Origin of the sequence: Paraburkholderia fungorum, assembly GCF_902833645.1 — a bacterium.
Classification (GTDB): domain Bacteria; phylum Pseudomonadota; class Gammaproteobacteria; order Burkholderiales; family Burkholderiaceae; genus Paraburkholderia; species Paraburkholderia fungorum.
The window spans coordinates 120178-139365 of sequence record NZ_CADFGE010000008.1; the positions used below are offsets into that span (position 1 = coordinate 120178).

Here is a 19188-nt window from a genome sequence, read left to right on the forward strand (position 1 = left end):
ACATGTTGTTTATTCCATCCAGAAAGGCCTCGAAAGAACGCGCCGCAATGACCGGCACCGAGCCCCTGCGCATGGTGCGCGGCGAGCAGCTCGACCGCCTCGGCAGTGAAACCTTCGACATCGTGATCGTGGGCGGCGGTGTGACCGGCGCCTACGCGGCACTCGACGCCAGCTTGCGCGGCTATCGCGTAGCGCTGCTGGAAAAGAGCGATTTCGCCTCGGGCACCTCGTCGAAGTCATCGAAGATGGTGCACGGCGGCCTGCGTTATATCGAGCAGGGCAATCTCGGGCTGGTACGCCACTCGTTACTCGAACGGCAGCGTCTGCGCAGAAACGCGCGGCACCTGGTGCAACGTCTGCCCTTCCTGTTTCCCGTCATGGAAAAAGACGGCGTGTTCGACAAGCGTCTCGCCAAAGCATTCGAAAGTCTGCTGTGGACCTACGACATTGCCGGCGGCTGGCGCGAAGGCATCCTGCATCAGAAGCTCAGCAAGGCGGAAGTGCTGTCGCACTGCCCCACCTTCAACGAAGAGAACCTCACCGGCGGCTTCATGTATTTCGACGCGCGCGTGGACGATGCGCGCCTCACGTTGAATCTCGCGCGCACGGCGGCGTTTCATGGCGCGGCCGTGGTCAATCACGCGAAGGTCGTCGAGATTACGCGCGACGGACACGGCAGCGTCGACGGCGTGATCGTGCATGCGGACGAGCGCGAAATTCGCGTGCGTGGCGGCGTGGTGGTGATGGCTACCGGCGTCTGGCTGCGCGACTGGAACGGCCGCAAGAAAGACGATCCGGCAGCTTTGCAAATCCGTCCTGCGAAGGGCGTGCACGTCGCGATTCCGTGGCTGAAGATTCGCAACGACTGCACGGTGACGATTCCCGTACCGGGCCGCAGCCGACGCGCGACGATCACGCGCTGGGGCAACGTGTCCTATCTCGGCACCACCGACGAAGACTATCAAGGCAATTTAGACGATGTCTGCTGCACGCGCCAGGAACTCGACTTCCTGATCGAAGGCGCGCGCTCCGCGTTGAAGACCGATCTGCAGGCGGAAGATGTGGTGGGCAGCATCGCCGGTTGCCGGCCGCTGGTCGGGCCGCCTGGCGGAAAGACACTGGAAATGAAGCGCAATCACGAGATTCACACCGCACCGGATGGACTCGTCACGATCGTGGGCGGCAAGCTCACGACCTCGCGGCACATGGCCGAACAGACCATCGACGCCGCGCAGAAGGTGATCGGCAAACGCGCGAAATGCCGTACGAAGTCCGCGTACCTGCTTGGCGCGGCGGGCTACGACGCGCAAGCGATCGTCGCGTCCGGCGGATTGTCCGCGCAACTGGGCGAACGCTACGGCACGGAAGCACGCTTCGTCACCGACATTCTCGAAGGCGATTCGAGCTTGCTGAAGCCGATTGTCGAAGGTCTGCCGTACACCGAAGCAGAGGTGCTCTACGCCGTCAGACACGAACTCGCACGCAACGTGGATGACGTGCTGTCGCGCCGCATCCGCGCACGCCTGATGGCACGCGATGCATCGGCACGCGCCGCCGTGCGCGTAGGTGAAATTTTACAGACGGAGCTCGGCTTGTCCGCGGCGGCCGTCGCAAAGCAGGTGAGCGACTACGTCGCCGCCGTCGAACACGAAAAGTCTGTTCTTATGGGAGAAACCGAATGATCAGCAAGGAAGCAATCAAGCGTGGCTATAACCGTGGCAACTACATCGTCGGCGCGCATACTCCGCCGGCTTACGCCGCCACGCTCAAGGACGCAGTCAAAGACAGCACCACCGAAGCCGGTCTGCAACGCGATCCGGTCAAGGTCAGCGAACAGCAGATCGGCGCGTTGCGCGAGGTAGCCGACGAAGTGCTCACGCTCGCACCCGACGTCGTCGCGTGGACGCGCGACTGGTGGGCCGCCTCGATGGTGACGGAAACCGCCGGCAAACCGGCTACGCCGCACGCGGTCATCGTGCGCGTTTCGAAGGTCGAGCAGATTCAGGCTGTCATGCGTATCGCCCATGCAGCGTCGATTCCGGTAACGGTGTCCGCGGGGCGCAGCAATGTGACCGGTGCGGCGCTGCCCGTGCGCGGCGGCATCGTGCTGGACGTGTGCGAACTGAATCGCCTCGTCGGCTTTGACCGCGAAAGCCAGATCGTCGAAGTCGAAGCAGGCATGTTCGGCGACATCTTCGAAGAAACCATTCAGCGCGATTACGGCATGACGATGGGCCATTGGCCGTCGTCGTACGCAATCAGTACAGTCGGCGGATGGGTGGCGTGCCGCGGCGCGGGTCAACTCTCGACGCGTTACGGCAAGATCGAAGACATGGTGTCCGGCATGGACGTGGTGCTTGCCGACGGCAGTCTGATCAGCGTGGGCGGTTATTCGCGCGCGGCGGTCGGTCCCGATCTGCAGCAGCTCTTCATCGGTTCCGAAGGCACACTTGGCGTAATCGTGCGCGTGCGGTTGAAGCTGCATCGTCTGCCGGATTACGGCCGGGCGATTGCCTATGGCTTCAAGACCTTCGCGATCGGCCTCGAAGCATGCCGTCAGATCATGCAACAAGGCGCGAACCCGGCTGCCCTGCGTCTATATGACGAGCTCGAAAGCGGCGTGCAATTCGGGCTGCCGGAATCGAACGTGCTGCTGATCGCCGACGAAGGTCCGCGCGAAATGGTCGAAGCGGTGCTGACGATCAGCGAATGTGTCTGCAAGGAACTGGGCGAGCAACTGGACGACAAGGTCATCTTCGAGAAGTGGCTCGACACGCGTTACCTCACCGGCAAGAGCGCGGAAGGTTTCAAGCGCAGCCCGGGTTTCGTGGCCGATACGCTGGAAATGGTCGGCCCGTGGAAAGACCTGCCGGGCATCTATGCCGACGTGGTGGCCGCCATCAATGCAGTACCCGGCACGCTGGCCGGTTCGGCGCACCAGTCGCATGCGTATGTGGACGGCGCGTGCCTGTACTTCTCGTTGCGCGGCGAAGTCGAAGTCGAGCACCGTGCGAAGTGGTATCGCGCGGCATGGGACGCCGCCAATGCTGTCCTCATCAAATACAATGCAACGTTGAGCCACCATCACGGCGTCGGCCTGTTGCGCGCGCCGTACATGAGCGAATCGCTCGGTAGTGCATTCCCGGTTCTGCAGGCAATCAAGCGCACGCTCGACCCGAAGAACATTCTCAATCCCGGCAAGCTTGGCCTGACTGACGAGCAAGCTCAAGACACGAAGCAGTAATCACATGGATAAGTCACTTGGGGCGCGCCTTACGCGCCACCCGGTCATTGCAACGCTGTTCGGCGTCGAGCAGATCGACATCTTTCTGAAAAGCGCCGCGGAAATCTCGATCGTCGCGAATGTCGAATTACGCAAACTGCATCCGGTGGTCGCGGCGCTGACGAAAGCCGGCAAGTATGTCATCGTCAATATCGACAGTTGCGACGGGCTTTCGCAAGATAAAGGCGGCGTGGAGTATCTGGCGGACATCGGCGTCACCAGCCTCGTCTCGACCCGGGTGGCGACTATCCAGCGCGGCAATCGGGCCGGTCTCGTCACCATGCAGAAAGTATTCGTGACGGACCGCTCGACCTGGCCGCGCAGCGTAAAGGCATTGGAGCAAAGCGATCCGAATCTGGTACAACTGATGCCGGCGCCGATGCTCTCGCATCTGTCTGAGCAGGACCGCAAGGCTTTACCGCCGATCGTCGCCTCGGGCTTCGTCTGCAATAAAGGCGACGTGTTCGATGCGCTGAAGAAAGGCGCAGTCGCGGTCTCCACCAGCGACAGCGAATTGTGGAATCTGGATCCCGAACGTTGAAGGTCCCATCTTGTTGGAGTAACCGATGGCAAATGCTTACCTGCAGGTGATCGCGCATTATTTCGCCAAACCGGGCAACGGCGACGCGATTGTGCAACCCCTCACGGAACTCGCGGCGGCGACCCGCGCGGAGCCCAAGAACCTCTACTACGAATTCTTCCGCTCGCCGGTCGATCCCGATCACTTCGTGATTCTCGAACAGTACAGCGACGCCGACGGCCTCAGCGTGCATCGCGATACACCGCACTTCCAGCGGCTCGGCTTCGGCACGATCATTCCGCTGCTCGAGCGGCGTGAAGTCACGAGCCATATGGTGCCTGGAGACGCAGCATGATGAACGCATTCCGGTTTCAAACCGTGCCGACCATGGTCGTCGAATTCGGCGCGGCGCGCCGTCTCGGCGCTCTGTTGCGTGCGCAGTTTCCGTCACTCACGCGCCTGTGCGTGGTGACGGACGGTTTTCTTCACAAGAGCGGGCTGCTGAATCCGGCCCTCGCCGATCTCGCGGCGCACGGCTGGAACACCACCGTGATCGACGACGTAATCGCCGATCCGCCCGAGCACATCGTGCTCGAGGCGACGTCGTTCGCACGCGAGGCCGGTGCGGAAATCGTGCTGGGACTCGGCGGCGGTTCGTCGATGGACGTGGCGAAGCTGATCGCCGTGCTGGCGCCGCAACAGGAGCAGGCACTCAGCGAGATGTACGGCGTGAACAAGGTCACCGTATCGCGCTTGCCGCTCGTGCAGATGCCGACCACTGCGGGCACCGGTTCCGAAGTCACGGCTGTGTCGATCGTAACGGTGGGTGAGGCGAAGAAGATGGGCGTGGTCGCGCCGCAACTGGTCGCCGATCTGGCCATTCTCGACGCCGAACTCACGCTCGGCCTGCCGGTCGCCGCAACGGCGGCAACCGGCGTCGACGCCATGGTTCACGCGATCGAGGCCTACACGTCCGCGCATTTGAAGAACCCGATGTCCGACATGCTGGCGGTGAAGGCGCTCGACCTGTTGTCGCGCAATCTGTTGCCTGCCTGCGAGAACGGTCAGAACCGCGCGGCCCGCGAAGCGATGTTGCTCGGCGCGGCATTCGCCGGGCAGGCGTTCGCCAATTCGCCGGTGGCCGCTGTGCACGCGCTCGCTTATCCGATCGGTGGCATTTACCACGTCCCGCACGGTCTCTCGAATGCGCTCGTGCTGCCGCATGTGCTGCGGTTCAACGCCCCGGCCGCGGCGCATCTGTACGCGGAACTCGCGGACGTGATCGTGCCGGGTCTGGCGGGCAGCGCGGAGAGCAAGACGCAGGCGTTGATCGAACGGCTCGAACAGATGATTGCCGCAACCGCGATTCCGGCCCGGTTGCGCGACGTCGGCATTGAACGAAGCGGGCTCGAGCGGATGGCGAGCGACGCGATGCTGCAAACGCGGCTTCTGGTGAATAACCCCCGGCCCGTTACCGAGGCCGATGCGCTGGCAATTTATACCGCTGCGTTTTAATCGGCGAGCTGGGCGCGAGCGTGTGCGGGAGTCGCCCTGCGCAGCGTTTGATGGCAGCTCCGCGCCGTTACGCCAACGGGACACGTTACGTAGCATGGGCGTGGAACACGATCGGTGCGTTTTAGTCGAAAGCGGGTTTTATACGCGATAAATTCTTAAGATTCACGATTCTTCAGCCGTATATTTTACAAATTGTTTAACTGGCGCGATAAGTGGTATTTGGCGTGTAATTTGCAGTGATAACCCCATCAATAGTCGTTCAACGGGGACATCATGCAAAAATTCGCCGGTCGGACAGTTATCGCTGTCGCGACATCAACATTACTCGCGCTCTACGGTTGTGGATCGACCATTACCAACCCCGGCAGTGGCCTTGGCGGCGGTGGACTGGGAGGCACTTCGGGGTCGAGTTCGGGAGGTAGCTCGGGCGGCTCTTCAGGTGCCAGCTCGGGTGGCAGTAGCTCCGGCACCAGCAGCTCAGGTACCAGCAGCTCAGGCACCAGCAGCTCAGGCACCAGCAGCTCTGGCACCAGCAGCTCAGGCACCAGCAGCTCTGGCACCAGCAGCTCGGGCACCAGCAGCTCAGGCACCAGCAGCTCTGGCACCAGCAGCTCGGGCACCAGCAGCTCTGGCACCAGCAGCTCGGGCACCAGCAGCTCAGGCACCAGTAGCTCCGGCACCAGCAGCTCAGGCACCAGCAGCTCAGGCACCAGCAGCTCGGGCACCAGCAGCTCCGGTACGAGCTCGGGCACCAGCTCCGGCACCTCCGGCGCCTCCTCCACCCCAATCGGCAACGTCGTCACCCAGGGCGGCAATCTCATCACGGCCGTGGGCACCACCGTCGCCGATACGGGTTCCAAGATCACCGGTACCTCGATCCCCGGCGTCAACGGCGCAACGACTTCGAATCTCGGTGCTGCAATCACCGATCTCGGCAACGGCGTCAAGGTGCTCGGCAACGGCACGGCCGCGGGTCTCGGCACGCTGGGCAGCTCGACCAATCCGCTTGGACCGACTCTGACCTCCGCGTCGGGTCTCGTCAGCAATACGGGTGCCGCCGTTACTGCGGTCGGCGGTGTGGTGACGAGTCTCGGAACTGGGCCGCTCGCGCCCCTCGCCCCCGTCACGTCGACCTTGGGTGCGGTTGTCGGCGGCGTGGGTGAGGGTGTCGTCAAAGTTGGCGCCGGCTTGAATTCGGCACTGACCAGCGGGCCGGTTCAACAGGTCGAGACCCAATTGAGCACGGCCATCAACCCGATCACCCTGGTGGTCTCGAATACGACACAAACAATCGGCAACGCCACGGGCCTCGGCGCGCCGCTCAACGGCTTGCTGGGCACCATCGGCAACGGACTCGATTCGGCCGGCAAGAAAGTGTCGGGCGCGACGGGCGATCAGGTGGGTAAAGACGTCGGCGGCATCGTGAGCCAGTTGGGCAAGACGGTTACCAGCACGGGTGGACTGCTAACGGGCGCGACGACCAATCCGTTGGCGCCGATCGCCGGCCTGCTGGGCCCGCTTGGTGGACTGGGCGGGCTGGGCGGATCGAGCGGCACCGGTAGCGGCATCGGCATCCCGCCGCTGACCGGCCTGATCGGCAACCTGGGTTCGCTGGGCGGAACCGGAAGCTCCGGCAACCCGCTCGCGCCGATCACCGGACTCCTCGGCGGTTTGAGTTCGGGCGGCACCTCCGGCGCAGGCGGCCCGCTTGCACCGGTCACAGGTCTGCTCGGCAACCTCGGTTCGCTTGGCGGCTCCTCGAGTTCCGGCGGTCCGCTCGCACCGGTCACCGGCCTCGTGTCGACGCTGACGTCGACGCTAAGCGGTGCTGCGGGCCAAAGCTCGCCGCTCGCGCCCGTCACCGGCCTCGTCACGACGCTGACTTCGACACTGAGCGGCGCATCCGGCAAGACCACGCCGCTAGCACCGGTCACAGGCATCGTGAGCGGCCTGACCGGTGGCTCGGCCAGTACGGGTAGCGGCTCGACGGGCAGCGGGAATCTGCTGGCGCCGGTGACGAACCTTGTCACCGGATTGCTTGGCGGCGCCGCCCCCGCTAAATAACCCGCAATAAGTAAGCAGCATTAATCAGCATCAAGCGGCAATTCTGCACAGCGGCCGGGACTTAAAAAATCAAAAGCCCGGCCGCTCTCTATGTCATGAATACGAGGATGACATGAACTCCACTCTGGGTAACGTAGCGCACGTAGAAGAGCAGCGCCCGCGTTCGGCAACGCCGTTTTCCGTAGGCCTGCTTGGCATCGCGATCGGCCTGCTGACACTCTGGCTGCTGCGCGACAATACCGCGCTGGACGGCGCGGCGCGCAGCACTGCCGCATGTCTCGCGATCATCGCAACCATCGCGCTATACGAACTGTTTGTCGCGCGCGCGTATCTACGCCCAAGCGCGGGGCTTGCGGGTCAGGCGCTCCGGCCGCTCAGCATGGCGCGCGTGGCTTTGCGTCTTGCCGCGCTGGCCTCGGTATATGTCGGCATCGGTCTGCTCTACTGGCTATTGCCCGAGTATCACGGCACGTTCTACCAACCCTTCTGGTCTCTGATCCGAACGCTCGCACCGTATCTGATGGTGGCCGCGCCGTTTTACTTTGCGTGGATGGACAGGCGCCAGCGCGAAGTCGACGATGCTTACATGTTGTGGGGCCGTCTGGTGTTTCTCGGACAGCGCCCGGGCAACTGGAAGCCCGTGCGTGAAATGCTGGCGGGATGGATGGTGAAAGCGTTCTTCCTGCCGCTGATGATCACCTATCTTTCCACCGATGCGGACCATATCGGCGCGTCGCTCGCGACCGCCATGAACGCGCCGTTCTCTCTCGCGTCGTTCAGGTTCATGTATGACCTGTCCTTTACGATGGACTTGATGTTCGGCACAGTAGGTTATCTGTGCACACTGCGCATTCTCGATACCCACGTGCGCAGCGCGGAACCCACCACGCTCGGCTGGCTGGTTGCGCTAGTCTGTTATCAGCCGTTCTGGTCGCTCATCTCGAACCAGTATATTCACTACCAGGGCACGATGTTCTGGGACAACTGGCTGATCTCCGTACCCATTATCCGATTCATCTGGGGCAGCGCAATCATCGCCCTGGTCTTCTGCTACGCGCTTTCCACTGTCGCGTTCGGCTTGCGATTCTCGAACCTGACCAATCGCGGCATCATCACCTCGGGTCCTTATCGCTTCACGAAGCATCCGGCCTACATCACAAAGAATCTCTCGTTCTGGCTGGTCTCGGTGCCGTTCGTCGAACCGTTGGGCTGGCAAGTCGCGTTCACGCACTGCGTCGCGCTGACGGCCGTGAATCTGCTGTACTTCATGCGCGCCAAAACCGAGGAACGGCATTTGATGAACGACCCCGACTATCGGGCTTACGCAGAATGGATCGAGAAAAATGGCCTGTTTGCCAGAATCGGACGCGTGTTTAAATAAGATGTTTATTCTATGAACGCGCTGGCACACATTTTTTGCAGTGCAACATTTCTGATGCCGACAGAAATGAAAGCCGCACTTTTTACCGGCGACATGCGACCGCCAATGGAATCGCAGAGACAACGCCCGCCACCGATTTTCCGGACGCAATAGAAACTCGTCTGCTGCGTTGCACCCAGAACGTTACGTAACGTTCCGGGTCGTGCTCAGGATTCGCGGCTGAGCGCCAGCATATTGGCCAGCCCGGCCTTCGGACGCGCAAACAGGAAACCTTGCGCCAGCGCCTGTGGCCAGGCGCTCAACCATTGCAACTGTGCTTTGGTCTCGACACCGCTCACCACGACCTGTACATCGAGCGCATGGAGCAGATCCAGTAACGCCGACATCACCACGCAGGCGCGTGGATCACGCGGGACCATGGCCATCAATTCAGGCGCAATCGCGACCGTGTCTACGTCGAGTGCACCGAGCAGCGCGAGCGAAGACGCGCCGTTACCCCACTTGCCCAGCGAGATGCCGGCTCCCGCCGATCGCAGTCCTGCCGTCAGGGTACGCAAAGACAGCAGACGCGCCGCGTCGGCGCTATCGGGCGCTTCGATTTCGATCAGATTGGCCGGCACGCCATACGAGCGCGCGATACGTGACAAGTCGTCGGCAAACGATTCGGTCACGGCCACCTGTGCCGGCACCGTGATTGCAACCGGCAGCAGCGCCATCTTCGCGGACAGGCAATCGCGCAGTTCACGGCACACGCCTTCGATGACGAACAAGGCCATCTCCCGCGCGACTTGCGGATGCTCGAGCGGCATCATGAAAATACCGGGAAGCAGCAGTCCGTAATCCGGATGCGTCCATCGTACCTGCGCTTCGAGGCGCGTCAGCGCTCCGCTTGCCACGCGATAGGCGCCCTGAAACACGAGATGGAATTCGCCGGCGCGCAGACCCTGGCTGACACGGCTCTCGAGTCCGCCCAGCGTCGCGGGATCGTCGTGCGCGTCGTCCCAATCGGTCTGCTCAACGCAAGCGTTACGCGTGCCGAACGACGTTGTGAGCGAGACGGGTTTTTCATAGTCGAGCGTTAGCATGGCGGAGGCGCAATTTTTTAACCTCGCCAACGTATGCACATGTCGTGCCAAGTGCTGCGCTCACTTCGCAATCCAACCGCGACCATCACCGATAAGCCCCACGGAACAATGGTTTACGGCGATAAGGATCGTATCTGCCGAGGCATGATTTTCATTATCGAACGTTCGTACGGGCGCGTGTGTTACGTAGCGTTCTGGTTCGACGTTACGGCCTATCGCGCAATGCGTAGCGTGTTGGGATTACCACAGCAGTCTTTTCACATCCGGAAATTGTGTCCTGCATGACGAACAGCACGCTCGTTCACGATCGGCAAAATTTAGACTTTCGCACCGCACCAATAAAATTTGACCGATAAAAAAAGATTTACTAGTATCGGCACCAACGCAGCATGCAACGACTGCGCATTCCTCATACAGTCATTCAAGGCGGCCGATGCTTCAGATCCCCCTCACCGACGCCGATTGGGCGCGCGTTCAGAATCTCTTTCCCACGACCGCGTCCGGGCGCGGGCGTCCTCGTCGCAGCGATCGCGAGATCCTCAACGCGATACTCTGGGTGCAGCAAACGAAAGAAAAATGGCACAGGCTTCCGGCGACTTTTCCGCCACAGCAGACCTGTTATCTGCGATATATGACGTGGAAGAAAACGGGCGTTCTGGATCAGGTGAATGAACGCCTTCCGTTGTGCGATTCGGCGTTGTCGACCTGCTGAATTAGCGTCAAGCATTGCCTGGCATCCCGCATCGATTCAGAAGCGATTCTCTGCCTCGATTCGCTTCCATGAGCGCCGGCCCCTTCAGCATGTCAGGCCTTGCCGTTCATTCGATCCATCACCGCCATCAGATCGGCGAGCGACTGTTTGCATTGCGCTGCATTTGGCGCGCTGGCGCGCAACGCGCTCAGCGCACGGTCGATGGCCTTGTCGACGATATGCCAGTCGGCTGCGGCACGAGGCTTCAGCGAAGGCTCGGCGTCGTCCCATGCCAGCTCCAGATCCTTGATGCGCGCCTTGCCGCCCGCGAGATCGCCCTTGTCCACGAGTATTGCGGTGTCGGCGGCGATCTTGCGAAACGACGACAGATCGCCAAGCTTCGACACCTTGACGGCCTCTGCCGCTGCCGTTGACGCGAAGCCGATTCCGCCCAGGTTGCCACCCCCGTCGCCGCGCCCGAAGCTGATGGCGGAGACAGCGATGAAAGAAGCGACGACAGCTTTGTTGAGCGTGCGTTGATTCATGATTGTCCTCTTCCGTATGATCCGGTTATGTCGATAGACGATTGAAAATGAGCGACGTGCACGGCTTATTGAGCGGCGCACGCTCAAGGCTCGCGTGCCGGGACTACCCGCACGGACCGCTGTTCGATTGCAGTCGCGACAATCACCAGCACGACAATGGCACTCAGAAATAGAACGCTCGTATTGATCGTGCCGAGGCCAAGGCCACCGTAAGCGCGCGACTGCGAAAGGAGGTCGCCAAACGAAGCGCCCAGGGGCCGCGTCAAAATATAGGCAAGCCAGAAAGTCAGCACAGGATTCCCGCCGACGTAATAGATAGCGCTCACCGAAGCGATCAACGCGCCGAATACCACAACACCGAACAGGAAGCCGAGTCCCAGAGCTTCTGTCGCGAGATCGCCGGCCGCGGTGCCGAGCGCGAACGTCACCAGCACAGCGGCCCAGTAGAAAAGCTCGCGCCGCGTCGTGTAGATCGTGTGAATCGACAGCGTCCGTTCACTGCGATACCAGAGCGCGAACACCGCGACCAGCGCCAGAGAAAACGCGATCGTGCTAGCGTAAAGACTGACATCGAGCTTGTCGGTCAGTGCATCGGTAATCTGCGTGCCGACCACGCTGACCAGCACCACGGTCAGCCAGTAAATCCACGGTATGTACTTGCGCATGCGAAGCTGCATGACCAACGCGGCAATCAGCAACGCCGACATCAATGCGCCAGTGAACGCGGTACCGAGTCCCACATGCACGGCAAGATAGTCCGCGCCGGTTTCACCGACCGTGGTCGCCATGATCTTGATCGCCCAGAAAACAGCTGTTGCCTCGGGCACTTTGTTCCGCATCCCGGCAGCACGATCATTCGCGGTCTCTAGCAAGCTGGTTCTCCCATTGGTCGGCATTCAATTCGACGTTGCGAGCAGGCGTGCTGGCGCTTACTCATGCGGCGAATAGTGCAATGGCGAACCTTATGAAAACCTTATCCGAGACGCCGGCGCAATCACGGGAATGCAGCAGGGGAACGAAGGCAGAAAAAGGTCCGAAGAGGCGCCGCCGCGAACCGCGCGCCGCCTTTTCGGACCTTGAATCGATCGTTATGGACTATTTAAAAACGCGTACGAATACCCGTTGTCAACTCCAACTGGTTCTTCGCTCCGTACGTCGTCGCCACGACATAGCCGCGGTGCAGCTTCATGTAGTCGCCGGCCACGTATAGTTCGGTGCGCTTGGACAGGTGATAGAACATCGAGGCGTACAGGGTTTCCTTATAACCGCTGCCTGTGCCGGTATCCGGATCAAAACTCAGGTTGGCATTGGCGATACTGCCGTTCGTATCGAACGCCGCGTTCGACGTATGCATCTGCTGGTAGCCGAGTTCGTAGTCGAGGGGACCCTTCGGTGCCAGCTTGAACGACACCGTCCACGCATTGTCACGGCGTTGGCCCAGCGCACCCTGATCGCCGGTGTAGTGAAAATAGCCGGCATTCACGCGGAAGATGCTGTACGTGTAATTTCCACCCACCGAGTACGCCTTGTTGGTGAAGCCGTTGTTGTTCACGTGGTTGTAGAACGAAGACACATTGAACGGGCCACCGTCATAGCCAAGTGCAACGGAATACGTAGCGTTGTTGCCGAAACTCGTCTTGTTGCCGAAAGCATAGCCCGCTGACGTGAAAATACCGTTGTTCCACAGCTTCTTCCAGGCAAGACCGTTCTCGTAACGGGTACCCGTAGCGCTGCCCGCGTAGAAGATCAGTTGCTTGAAGTTGTTGGTATTGGTCCAACCGCCTTCTTCCGTACTCAACCTCGCGCTGGTGTACGGATCGCCGTAGATCGCGGACGCATCGCGTGCAATCGTGTTCTGGAACCCCGCGGTGAACTTACCGATGGTGTCGCTTTCCACCCCCACCCATGCGTCGCGATCGAAGATCTGACCCGGGTCTTCCATGGCGCCGTCGCTCACGCGGTACTCTGCTTCCAATCTGAAGATCGCCTTCAGGCCGCCACCCAGATCTTCCGCGCCCTTCATACCGAACCGGCTGCCGCTAAACCACGGTTCACCGTTGATACCCATTGAAATTACGTGTTTGCCATCGGCGTTCGCGTTGGTCTGATAAGACACTGCACTCAGATCCATCAGGCCGTATAGCTGTACGTTCGATTGCGCGTGAGCGCTGCCCACCGCCAGGACACCCGTGCTCGCCACCAGCAACAAGCTGCTCTTTTTTACCATCGTCTCCTCCGATCCTGCTGCGTTGAATTGATCTGATATCCATTTGCGTAGCAGAACAAAGGATAGTCAGACCAACCCTTCACGCCTCTTTCGCAGAAGCACGGGAAACGTCGGTGAAAACACTACATATAACGATATTTAAATGAATCGAATAACCTGCTCGATACGAAGAAATACTCGCCGTTGACGCTATAACGTCTCGGCAAATGCTTCGCACGGCACTTCTTCGCGCAGGATGTAACCCAATCCTCGCAAGGTCATGATCTTTGCGCTGGAACTGGCAAGATGCTTGCGCAAGCGGTGAATGTAGATATCGATGGCATCGGCGCTGGGTTCGTCGTCAAGTGCGAAGACCTTGTCGATCAAGGTGGACTTCGAAACTGTTTTGCCCTGCTTCAGCATCAGCGTTTCGAGGATCGCATGCTCGCGCCGCCGCAACGGCAAAGGCTCGTTCTGCAGCACGAATTCACGGGAGTCGAACAGATAGCGCAGATCGCCGCAGTCGATCGACTGCCCCTTGTCGCCGGCCGCCTGGCGGCGGATCAGCGCCTTGATGCGTGCGACCAGCTCGCGTGCGTCGAAGGGTTTGACGACATAATCGTCCGCGCCGACCGAGAAACAGGCTACCTTGTCGTCGGTCGAACCGTTAGCGGTGAGCATCAGCACCGGCACGTTGTCGCGTTTGCGGCGCAGGCGCGCCAGTACGTCCTTACCGCTCATGCCCGGCAGCCGCAGATCGAGCAGCACGGCGTCGTAGCATTGCAGACCGAGCAGCGTCTCGGCCCGCTCGCCGTCCTGCGCCCAGTCGATCGCGAAATGCTCGACCTGCATGAGGTTCATCACCCAACGCGCGAGGTCGGCGTCGTCTTCAACGAGCAGCAGTTTCATAAGTCTCCCCTCATGTACCGGCGTATCAAACCGCTGCCGACCATAGTCGCATCTCGACGGTGGCGACCAGACCAACACCGCCCTCTCCCGGTTCGAGCGTTACCGCACCGCCCTGCCGGTGAGCGATCTCGCGCACGATCGGCAAACCGAGGCCGGTTCCGTCCGCATGACTCGACGCGCGATAGAAGCGTTCGAACACGCGTGCCCTCGCTTCGGCCTTGATTCCCGGCCCATTGTCGATCACACGCACAATCGCCCGGTCGTTGCTGCGCTGGGCATGCACGGTCACACGGCCACCGGTTTGCGTATAGCGCAGCGCGTTGTCGACAAGATTGGTGACGAGCGCAGCGGTCAACGCCTCGTCGCCCGTTACGTACAAATTGTCTTCCAGTTCGGCCCCCAGGTCGATTTCACGCGACTGCGCGAACGCAATCAACTCCTCCAGCACGCCCGCGATCAACGCGCTCAGATCGACCCGTTCGCGCGTATTGGGGGGCGCCGCCGACTCGGCCTGAGCGAGTAGCAACAGTTTGTTGGTCAGGGTGGTCAGCTTGTGGCTGCTTTTATGCATGCCCGCCAGCGCTTCGCTGAGCGGCGCGTCCCGATTTTCACGTTGCCGCGCGAACTGGATTTGCGCGACCAGCAGCGCGAGCGGCGTGCGCAACTGATGCGCGGCGTCGGAGATGAATTGCCGCTGGGTTGCGGCCTGCTGGCCCATGCGCGCGATGCACTGGTTGATCGCGTCGACGATAGGCCTCAGTTCGACATGCAGGCGCACCACGCGTATCGGTTCGAGTTGCGACGCGTTGCGATCGGCGACGTCGTCTTTCACCTTCATCAACGGCCTCAGCTCGAAGGTCAGCCCGAGGTAGACGAACACCATGGCGAGCACCAGCGTGAGCACCTCACCGAACAGTTGCGGCCGCAGCAGGCGCCACAGCATGGCGTCGCGCGAGCCCTCCGTCTTCGCGACCGCGACGATGACTTCCTCCGTGCGGCCCGAGTCGTATAACTGCCGCACATAAACAGCCGCGCGTACCGGCCGGCCATCGTCGAGATGAGTGTAGTAGAGCATCGGGACATCGCCCGCGCCGCGCGGCACCGGCAACTCGAGGCTGCCGGCCAGCAGGCGGTGGCCGCTCGCTTCGACACGATAGTAGACACTGTCCTGCTCCGGCGACTCGAACAGCTCGAGCGCGGCAGGTGGAACCTGAATCGAAACGCTGCCGTTGTCCCAATCGATGTCCTCGCCAATGATGCGCATCGACGATAGCAGCGCGTTGTCCTGAACCAGATCGGCCGTGGTCTGCGCGTTACGGTACGAAATCAGGCCGGAAATGGAAACGAACGCCGCCAGCGGCAGCAGGAGCCACCACAACAAACGTCCGCGCAAACTGCCTGAAAACACGATTCGTCGTTCCTCTTTTCTGGAAACCAGCGCACCTTTCGCTGGATGTTTAATAGGTCGACAGCAAAAATTCTAGGTGCGCGAATCCTTCCCAAAGCTTTCACATGAGCGTTTCCGGCGCCGATTGCGGGTTTGTCCCGACTGGTTCCAGATTCGTCGAGCCGAAGCGGCCGGTTCAAGCGGGCTGACGCCCTTCGGCCGCCGCCCGCGGAAACGAAACGCTTACATGTACGCCTTTGCCGCCTTCGCCTGGTTTGAGCACGATCTCAGCGTGATGCGCATCGGCGATTTCGCGCACGATGGCAAGGCCCAAACCCGTTCCTTCCGTATCCGTCGATGCCCGGAAAAACGGTTCGAATACGCGATTGCGCGACTCGGCCGGAATGCCGGGGCCGTCGTCCAGCACCGACACGGTGACCAGACCGTCATGCGCGCCAACTGCCACCGTCACGTGGCCGCCACTGCCGGTATAGCGGATCGCGTTCTCCGCGAGATTGGCGATCAACGCCTGAAGCAGGCCCCGATGCCCGGCCACCGGCGCGGGGCCGTTCAGTTCGGCACCCAGATCGATGTCCCGAGCCTGGGCGAGCAGCGCCAGGTCCTCCACCACGTCCATTGCCAGCGGCACCAGATCCACCGTTTCCACGGCCAGTTGCCGGTTGTCGGCGGCCTCGGCCTGTGCAAGCAACAGCAGCTTGTTGGTCAGCCCGACCATCGAACGGTTGCTGCGATGCATCGCGGCGAGCGCTTCGTCGAGCGCGGGATTCAGGCCGTCCTGCTGACGCGCGAACTGCAATTGTGTGCCGAGCAGCGTAAGCGGCGTGCGCAACTGGTGCGCGGCGTCGGCGATAAAACGCCGTTGTGCGGCGACCTGTACGCCAAGCCGCGCGATGCATTGATTGATCGCTTCGACGATGGGCCGCAACTCGGTATGCAGGCGCTCGACACGAATCGGTTCGAGTTGCATGGGGTCCCGGTCGGCGACGTCCTCCTTCACTTTCATCAGCGGCCGCAATTCGAAGGTGAGGCCGATGCACGCCAGCGCAACCGCCAGCACGATCATTTCGATCTGCCGAACGAGTTGCGGCTGCCACAATTGCTGCGCCATCGCGTCACGCGAGCGCACCGTCTTGCCCACCGTCACCCGTACCCGGTGCGTCGCGCCGTTGTCGTACATCAGCCGCACGAGGCCGACGGCGCGCACGGACTGGCCATGAAACTGGGCATCGTAGTGATCGGCCCGATCGGACGGTAGCACCGCGTGTTGCGGAAAATCCGGCGTGCCGGCCAGCAAGCGGCCATCGTCGACCCGCACGCTGTAGAACACCTGATCGCGATACGGCGACGCGAATATCTCCAGCGCGGCCGGCGGCACGTCCACGCGCAGAAAGCCGTCTACCCATTCCACTTCGCCGGCGATCATTCGCGCCGACGAAATCAGCTGGTTGTCCTGCACCAGGTCCGCCGTCCGCCGCGCATTGTCGTACTCCGCCTTGCCGGTGACGAACACGTACAGCGCGAGCGGCACCAGCAGCCACCACAGCAGACGCATGCGCAGGCTATTGGTCATCTTCTTTCTTGCGCAGCAGATAACCGAGCCCACGCAGCGTGACGATCGCGGCCGAACTGCCGTCGAGTTTCTTGCGTAGCCGCGAGATGTAGATTTCGACCGCGTCCTCGCTCGGCTCGTCCGCCAGCGTGAAAATCGCGTCGACCAGCGCCGGTTTGGTCACCGTCTTGCCGAGCCGCAAGATCAACGTTTCGAGCACCGAGCGCTCGCGTGGCGTGACATTCAGCGGTGCGCCCTTCAACGTGAACTGGCGCGTGTCGATGTCGAACGAAAGATCGCCACACACAACCTCGCTGGCTTTCGACGGCGACTGACGCCGGATCGCCACCTTGATCCGCGCGATCAGTTCACGTACTTCGAAAGGCTTGACCAGGTAGTCGTCCGCACCGGCGCCGAGCAGTTCCACTTTTTCGTCGATCGATCCGCTTGCGGTCAGGATCAGGACCGGTGTGGCGTCACCGCGCTGGCGCAGCCGGCGCAGCACGTTCTTGCCCGACAGCTTCGGCAGATTCAGATCGAGCAGGATCACGTCGTAGTGGTTGGTGCGCAGCAGGTGGTCGGCGGCGTCGCCGTCCTGTACCGCGTCGAGCGCGAACGCTTCCTGCTCCAGCATTTTCGCGAGCCAGTGCGCAAGCGTCGGGTTGTCTTCGATAAGCAGCAGCTTCATGGTGGGAACGGCGGACTGGGTCACTCAATGCGCGGAAAAGTCAGGACGCCGATTGTGCCGTAAAACAGCGGCCTTGCGCGCGGCTTGCGTGATTCGTGGCCTACGTTATGGGGTTTGCCAGGGGGTGGCGGGCAGGATGATGTGAATTCTCGGGTTAACACCCATAATTTGCCCCCAGCCCCGAAAGCTGCCAGAAGGTTTGCGATTTTTATAATCCCCGTCATTCACCCAGAAAGCGCCGCATCCGCAGATAGCGGCGACCAAACCTAAGGAGACTGCTTCATGCGTACCTTGCGCCAGATTGCCGCTGTGTCAGGTGTTGCGTTCACCCTTGCCGCCGCTTCGGCCGCGGCTCACGCCGAGAAGCTGACGATCATGGTCGGCGGCGCCACCAAGATCATCTATCTGCCGGCCAAGCTCACGGAGCAACTCGGCTACTTCAAGGACGAAGGACTCGACGTCGAAATTCTCTCGCAACCGGCCGGCGTGGATGCTGAAAACGAACTGCTGGCCGGCGCTGTGCAAGGCGTGGTGGGCTTCTACGATCACACCATCGACTTGCAGAGCAAGGGCAAGGAAGTCCAGGCGCTGGTGATTTTCGGCCAGGTGCCCGGTGAAGTGGAAATGGTCTCCACCAAGGCTGCCGAGACATTCAAAAGCATGGCCGACGCGAAGGGCAAGACGCTGGGCGTGACCGGCCTCGGGTCGTCGACCAGCTTCCTCACGCAATATCTCGCGCAACGCGCGGGCGTGCCGTCCACGCAATACACGCTGCTGCCGGTCGGCGCGGACAACAGCTTTATCGCCGCCATCAAGCAGAACCGTATCGACGCGGGCATGACCACGGAGCCGACCGTCTCGCAGTTGCTGAAGACCGGCGACGCCAAGGTGCTGGTCGATATGCGCACGCTGGAAGGCACGCGCGCCGCGCTCGGCGGCACGTATCCGGCTTCGAGCTTCTACGTGCAGCGCGCATGGGCCGAATCGCACAAGGACGACGCCGCGAAGCTCGCGCACGCGTTCGCGAAGACGCTGAACTTCATCGCGACGCATAGCGCGGATGAGATCGCCGCGAAGATGCCGAAGGACTACTACGGCAACAACAAGGATCTGTACGTCGGCGCGCTGAAGGCGTCGCTGCCGATGTTCACGAAGGACGGCAAGATGCCCGCCGACGGCCCGGAAACGGTTCTGAAGGTGCTGTCGGCATTCAATCCTTCGGTGAAGGGCAAGCATATCGACCTCGCCAAGACCTACACCAACGACTACGTGTCGGCACCGGTCAAGACCGCGGCGAAGTAATGCGCTAGAGGTAGTGAGGTCGAGGCAGTGAGCGCGAAGCAA

17 protein-coding genes are annotated in these 19188 nt (G+C 61.4%); 9 read left to right on the top strand and 8 right to left on the bottom strand.

The window, feature by feature from the left end; genetic code table 11:
• Positions 1–2: 2 nt before the first annotated feature.
• The 7 genes from HWX91_RS23755 to HWX91_RS23785 all read left to right on the top strand — a co-directional run bounded on the left by HWX91_RS23755 (position 3) and on the right by HWX91_RS23785 (position 8763).
• Complete coding sequence (locus HWX91_RS23755) at positions 3–1682, top strand: glycerol-3-phosphate dehydrogenase/oxidase (protein ID WP_028195026.1); 1680 nt, start codon at positions 3–5, stop codon at positions 1680–1682.
• The gene (locus HWX91_RS23760) at positions 1679–3244 is read left to right on the top strand and encodes an FAD-binding oxidoreductase (RefSeq protein ID WP_028195027.1); all 1566 of its coding nucleotides are present in this window, start codon (positions 1679–1681) and stop codon (positions 3242–3244) included. The genes HWX91_RS23755 and HWX91_RS23760 overlap by 4 nt, the downstream gene beginning before the upstream one ends.
• Before the next feature lie 4 nt (positions 3245–3248).
• Complete coding sequence (locus HWX91_RS23765) at positions 3249–3824, top strand: glycerol-3-phosphate responsive antiterminator (RefSeq protein ID WP_028195028.1); 576 nt, start codon at positions 3249–3251, stop codon at positions 3822–3824.
• A 25-nt stretch (positions 3825–3849) separates the two neighbouring features.
• Positions 3850–4158 (top strand): putative quinol monooxygenase, encoded by a 309-nt coding sequence (locus tag HWX91_RS23770; RefSeq protein WP_028195029.1) that lies wholly within the window; start codon positions 3850–3852, stop codon positions 4156–4158.
• The gene (locus tag HWX91_RS23775; protein ID WP_028195030.1) at positions 4158–5318 is read left to right on the top strand and encodes an iron-containing alcohol dehydrogenase; all 1161 of its coding nucleotides are present in this window, start codon (positions 4158–4160) and stop codon (positions 5316–5318) included. Before HWX91_RS23770 ends, HWX91_RS23775 begins: the two co-directional genes overlap by 1 nt.
• A 273-nt stretch (positions 5319–5591) precedes the next feature.
• Positions 5592–7382, top strand: coding sequence for a collagen-like triple helix repeat-containing protein (locus HWX91_RS23780; protein ID WP_062859107.1), 1791 nt, complete (start codon positions 5592–5594; stop codon positions 7380–7382).
• 112 nt (positions 7383–7494) lie between these two features.
• Positions 7495–8763 (top strand): isoprenylcysteine carboxylmethyltransferase family protein, encoded by a 1269-nt coding sequence (locus tag HWX91_RS23785; protein WP_028195032.1) that lies wholly within the window; start codon positions 7495–7497, stop codon positions 8761–8763.
• 206 nt (positions 8764–8969) lie between these two features.
• Here the strand turns inward: HWX91_RS23785 and HWX91_RS23790 are convergent, their stop codons facing one another.
• Positions 8970–9848: an EAL domain-containing protein gene (locus HWX91_RS23790; RefSeq protein ID WP_052660636.1), complete on the bottom strand. Its 879-nt coding sequence runs from the start codon at positions 9846–9848 to the stop codon at positions 8970–8972.
• Positions 9849–10281: 433 nt separating this feature from the next.
• Here HWX91_RS23790 and HWX91_RS23795 point away from each other — a divergent pair, with 433 nt between their 5' ends.
• Positions 10282–10560 (top strand): transposase, encoded by a 279-nt coding sequence (locus HWX91_RS23795; protein WP_025496597.1) that lies wholly within the window; start codon positions 10282–10284, stop codon positions 10558–10560.
• A gap of 92 nt (positions 10561–10652) precedes the next feature.
• On the opposite strand, the gene HWX91_RS23800 is transcribed toward HWX91_RS23795, so the two are convergent.
• The 7 genes from HWX91_RS23800 to HWX91_RS23830 all read right to left on the bottom strand — a co-directional run bounded on the left by HWX91_RS23800 (position 10653) and on the right by HWX91_RS23830 (position 17844).
• Positions 10653–11084, bottom strand: coding sequence for a hypothetical protein (locus HWX91_RS23800; RefSeq protein WP_030099809.1), 432 nt, complete (start codon positions 11082–11084; stop codon positions 10653–10655).
• 83 nt (positions 11085–11167) lie between these two features.
• A complete protein-coding gene (locus HWX91_RS23805) occupies positions 11168–11923 on the bottom strand; it encodes a COG4705 family protein (RefSeq protein ID WP_028195035.1) in 756 nt (251 codons plus the stop codon).
• Between the two features lie 260 nt (positions 11924–12183).
• On the bottom strand, positions 12184–13311 hold the full coding sequence (locus HWX91_RS23810) for a porin (RefSeq protein ID WP_025496644.1): 1128 nt from the start codon (positions 13309–13311) through the stop codon (positions 12184–12186).
• Between the two features lie 189 nt (positions 13312–13500).
• Complete coding sequence (locus tag HWX91_RS23815) at positions 13501–14199, bottom strand: response regulator (protein WP_025496643.1); 699 nt, start codon at positions 14197–14199, stop codon at positions 13501–13503.
• A gap of 25 nt (positions 14200–14224) precedes the next feature.
• Positions 14225–15607, bottom strand: coding sequence for a sensor histidine kinase (locus HWX91_RS23820; RefSeq protein WP_028195036.1), 1383 nt, complete (start codon positions 15605–15607; stop codon positions 14225–14227).
• A gap of 175 nt (positions 15608–15782) precedes the next feature.
• Positions 15783–17177, bottom strand: coding sequence for a sensor histidine kinase (locus tag HWX91_RS23825; RefSeq protein ID WP_028195037.1), 1395 nt, complete (start codon positions 17175–17177; stop codon positions 15783–15785).
• Positions 17167–17844 carry a response regulator gene (locus HWX91_RS23830; RefSeq protein ID WP_028195038.1) on the bottom strand — a complete coding sequence of 226 codons (678 nt, stop codon included), beginning with the start codon at positions 17842–17844 and terminating at the stop codon, positions 17167–17169. Before HWX91_RS23830 ends, HWX91_RS23825 begins: the two co-directional genes overlap by 11 nt.
• A 282-nt stretch (positions 17845–18126) precedes the next feature.
• On the opposite strand from HWX91_RS23830, the gene HWX91_RS23835 reads away from it, so the two are divergent.
• Positions 18127–19146 carry an ABC transporter substrate-binding protein gene (locus HWX91_RS23835; protein WP_028195039.1) on the top strand — a complete coding sequence of 340 codons (1020 nt, stop codon included), beginning with the start codon at positions 18127–18129 and terminating at the stop codon, positions 19144–19146.
• Positions 19147–19188 lie beyond the last annotated feature (42 nt).

Coding starts and splice junctions, on each gene's coding strand:
- HWX91_RS23825 (WP_028195037.1), bottom strand. CDS start 17,177: ATGACCAATAGCCTGCGCATGCGTCTGCTGTGGTGGCTGCTGGTGCCG.
- HWX91_RS23760 (WP_028195027.1), top strand. CDS start 1,679: ATGATCAGCAAGGAAGCAATCAAGCGTGGCTATAACCGTGGCAACTAC.
- HWX91_RS23755 (WP_028195026.1), top strand. CDS start 3: ATGTTGTTTATTCCATCCAGAAAGGCCTCGAAAGAACGCGCCGCAATG.
- HWX91_RS23795 (WP_025496597.1), top strand. CDS start 10,282: ATGCTTCAGATCCCCCTCACCGACGCCGATTGGGCGCGCGTTCAGAAT.
- HWX91_RS23790 (WP_052660636.1), bottom strand. CDS start 9,848: ATGCTAACGCTCGACTATGAAAAACCCGTCTCGCTCACAACGTCGTTC.
- HWX91_RS23815 (WP_025496643.1), bottom strand. CDS start 14,199: ATGAAACTGCTGCTCGTTGAAGACGACGCCGACCTCGCGCGTTGGGTG.
- HWX91_RS23835 (WP_028195039.1), top strand. CDS start 18,127: ATGCGTACCTTGCGCCAGATTGCCGCTGTGTCAGGTGTTGCGTTCACC.
- HWX91_RS23805 (WP_028195035.1), bottom strand. CDS start 11,923: ATGCGGAACAAAGTGCCCGAGGCAACAGCTGTTTTCTGGGCGATCAAG.
- HWX91_RS23830 (WP_028195038.1), bottom strand. CDS start 17,844: ATGAAGCTGCTGCTTATCGAAGACAACCCGACGCTTGCGCACTGGCTC.
- HWX91_RS23765 (WP_028195028.1), top strand. CDS start 3,249: ATGGATAAGTCACTTGGGGCGCGCCTTACGCGCCACCCGGTCATTGCA.
- HWX91_RS23780 (WP_062859107.1), top strand. CDS start 5,592: ATGCAAAAATTCGCCGGTCGGACAGTTATCGCTGTCGCGACATCAACA.
- HWX91_RS23785 (WP_028195032.1), top strand. CDS start 7,495: ATGAACTCCACTCTGGGTAACGTAGCGCACGTAGAAGAGCAGCGCCCG.
- HWX91_RS23800 (WP_030099809.1), bottom strand. CDS start 11,084: ATGAATCAACGCACGCTCAACAAAGCTGTCGTCGCTTCTTTCATCGCT.
- HWX91_RS23775 (WP_028195030.1), top strand. CDS start 4,158: ATGAACGCATTCCGGTTTCAAACCGTGCCGACCATGGTCGTCGAATTC.
- HWX91_RS23770 (WP_028195029.1), top strand. CDS start 3,850: ATGGCAAATGCTTACCTGCAGGTGATCGCGCATTATTTCGCCAAACCG.
- HWX91_RS23810 (WP_025496644.1), bottom strand. CDS start 13,311: ATGGTAAAAAAGAGCAGCTTGTTGCTGGTGGCGAGCACGGGTGTCCTG.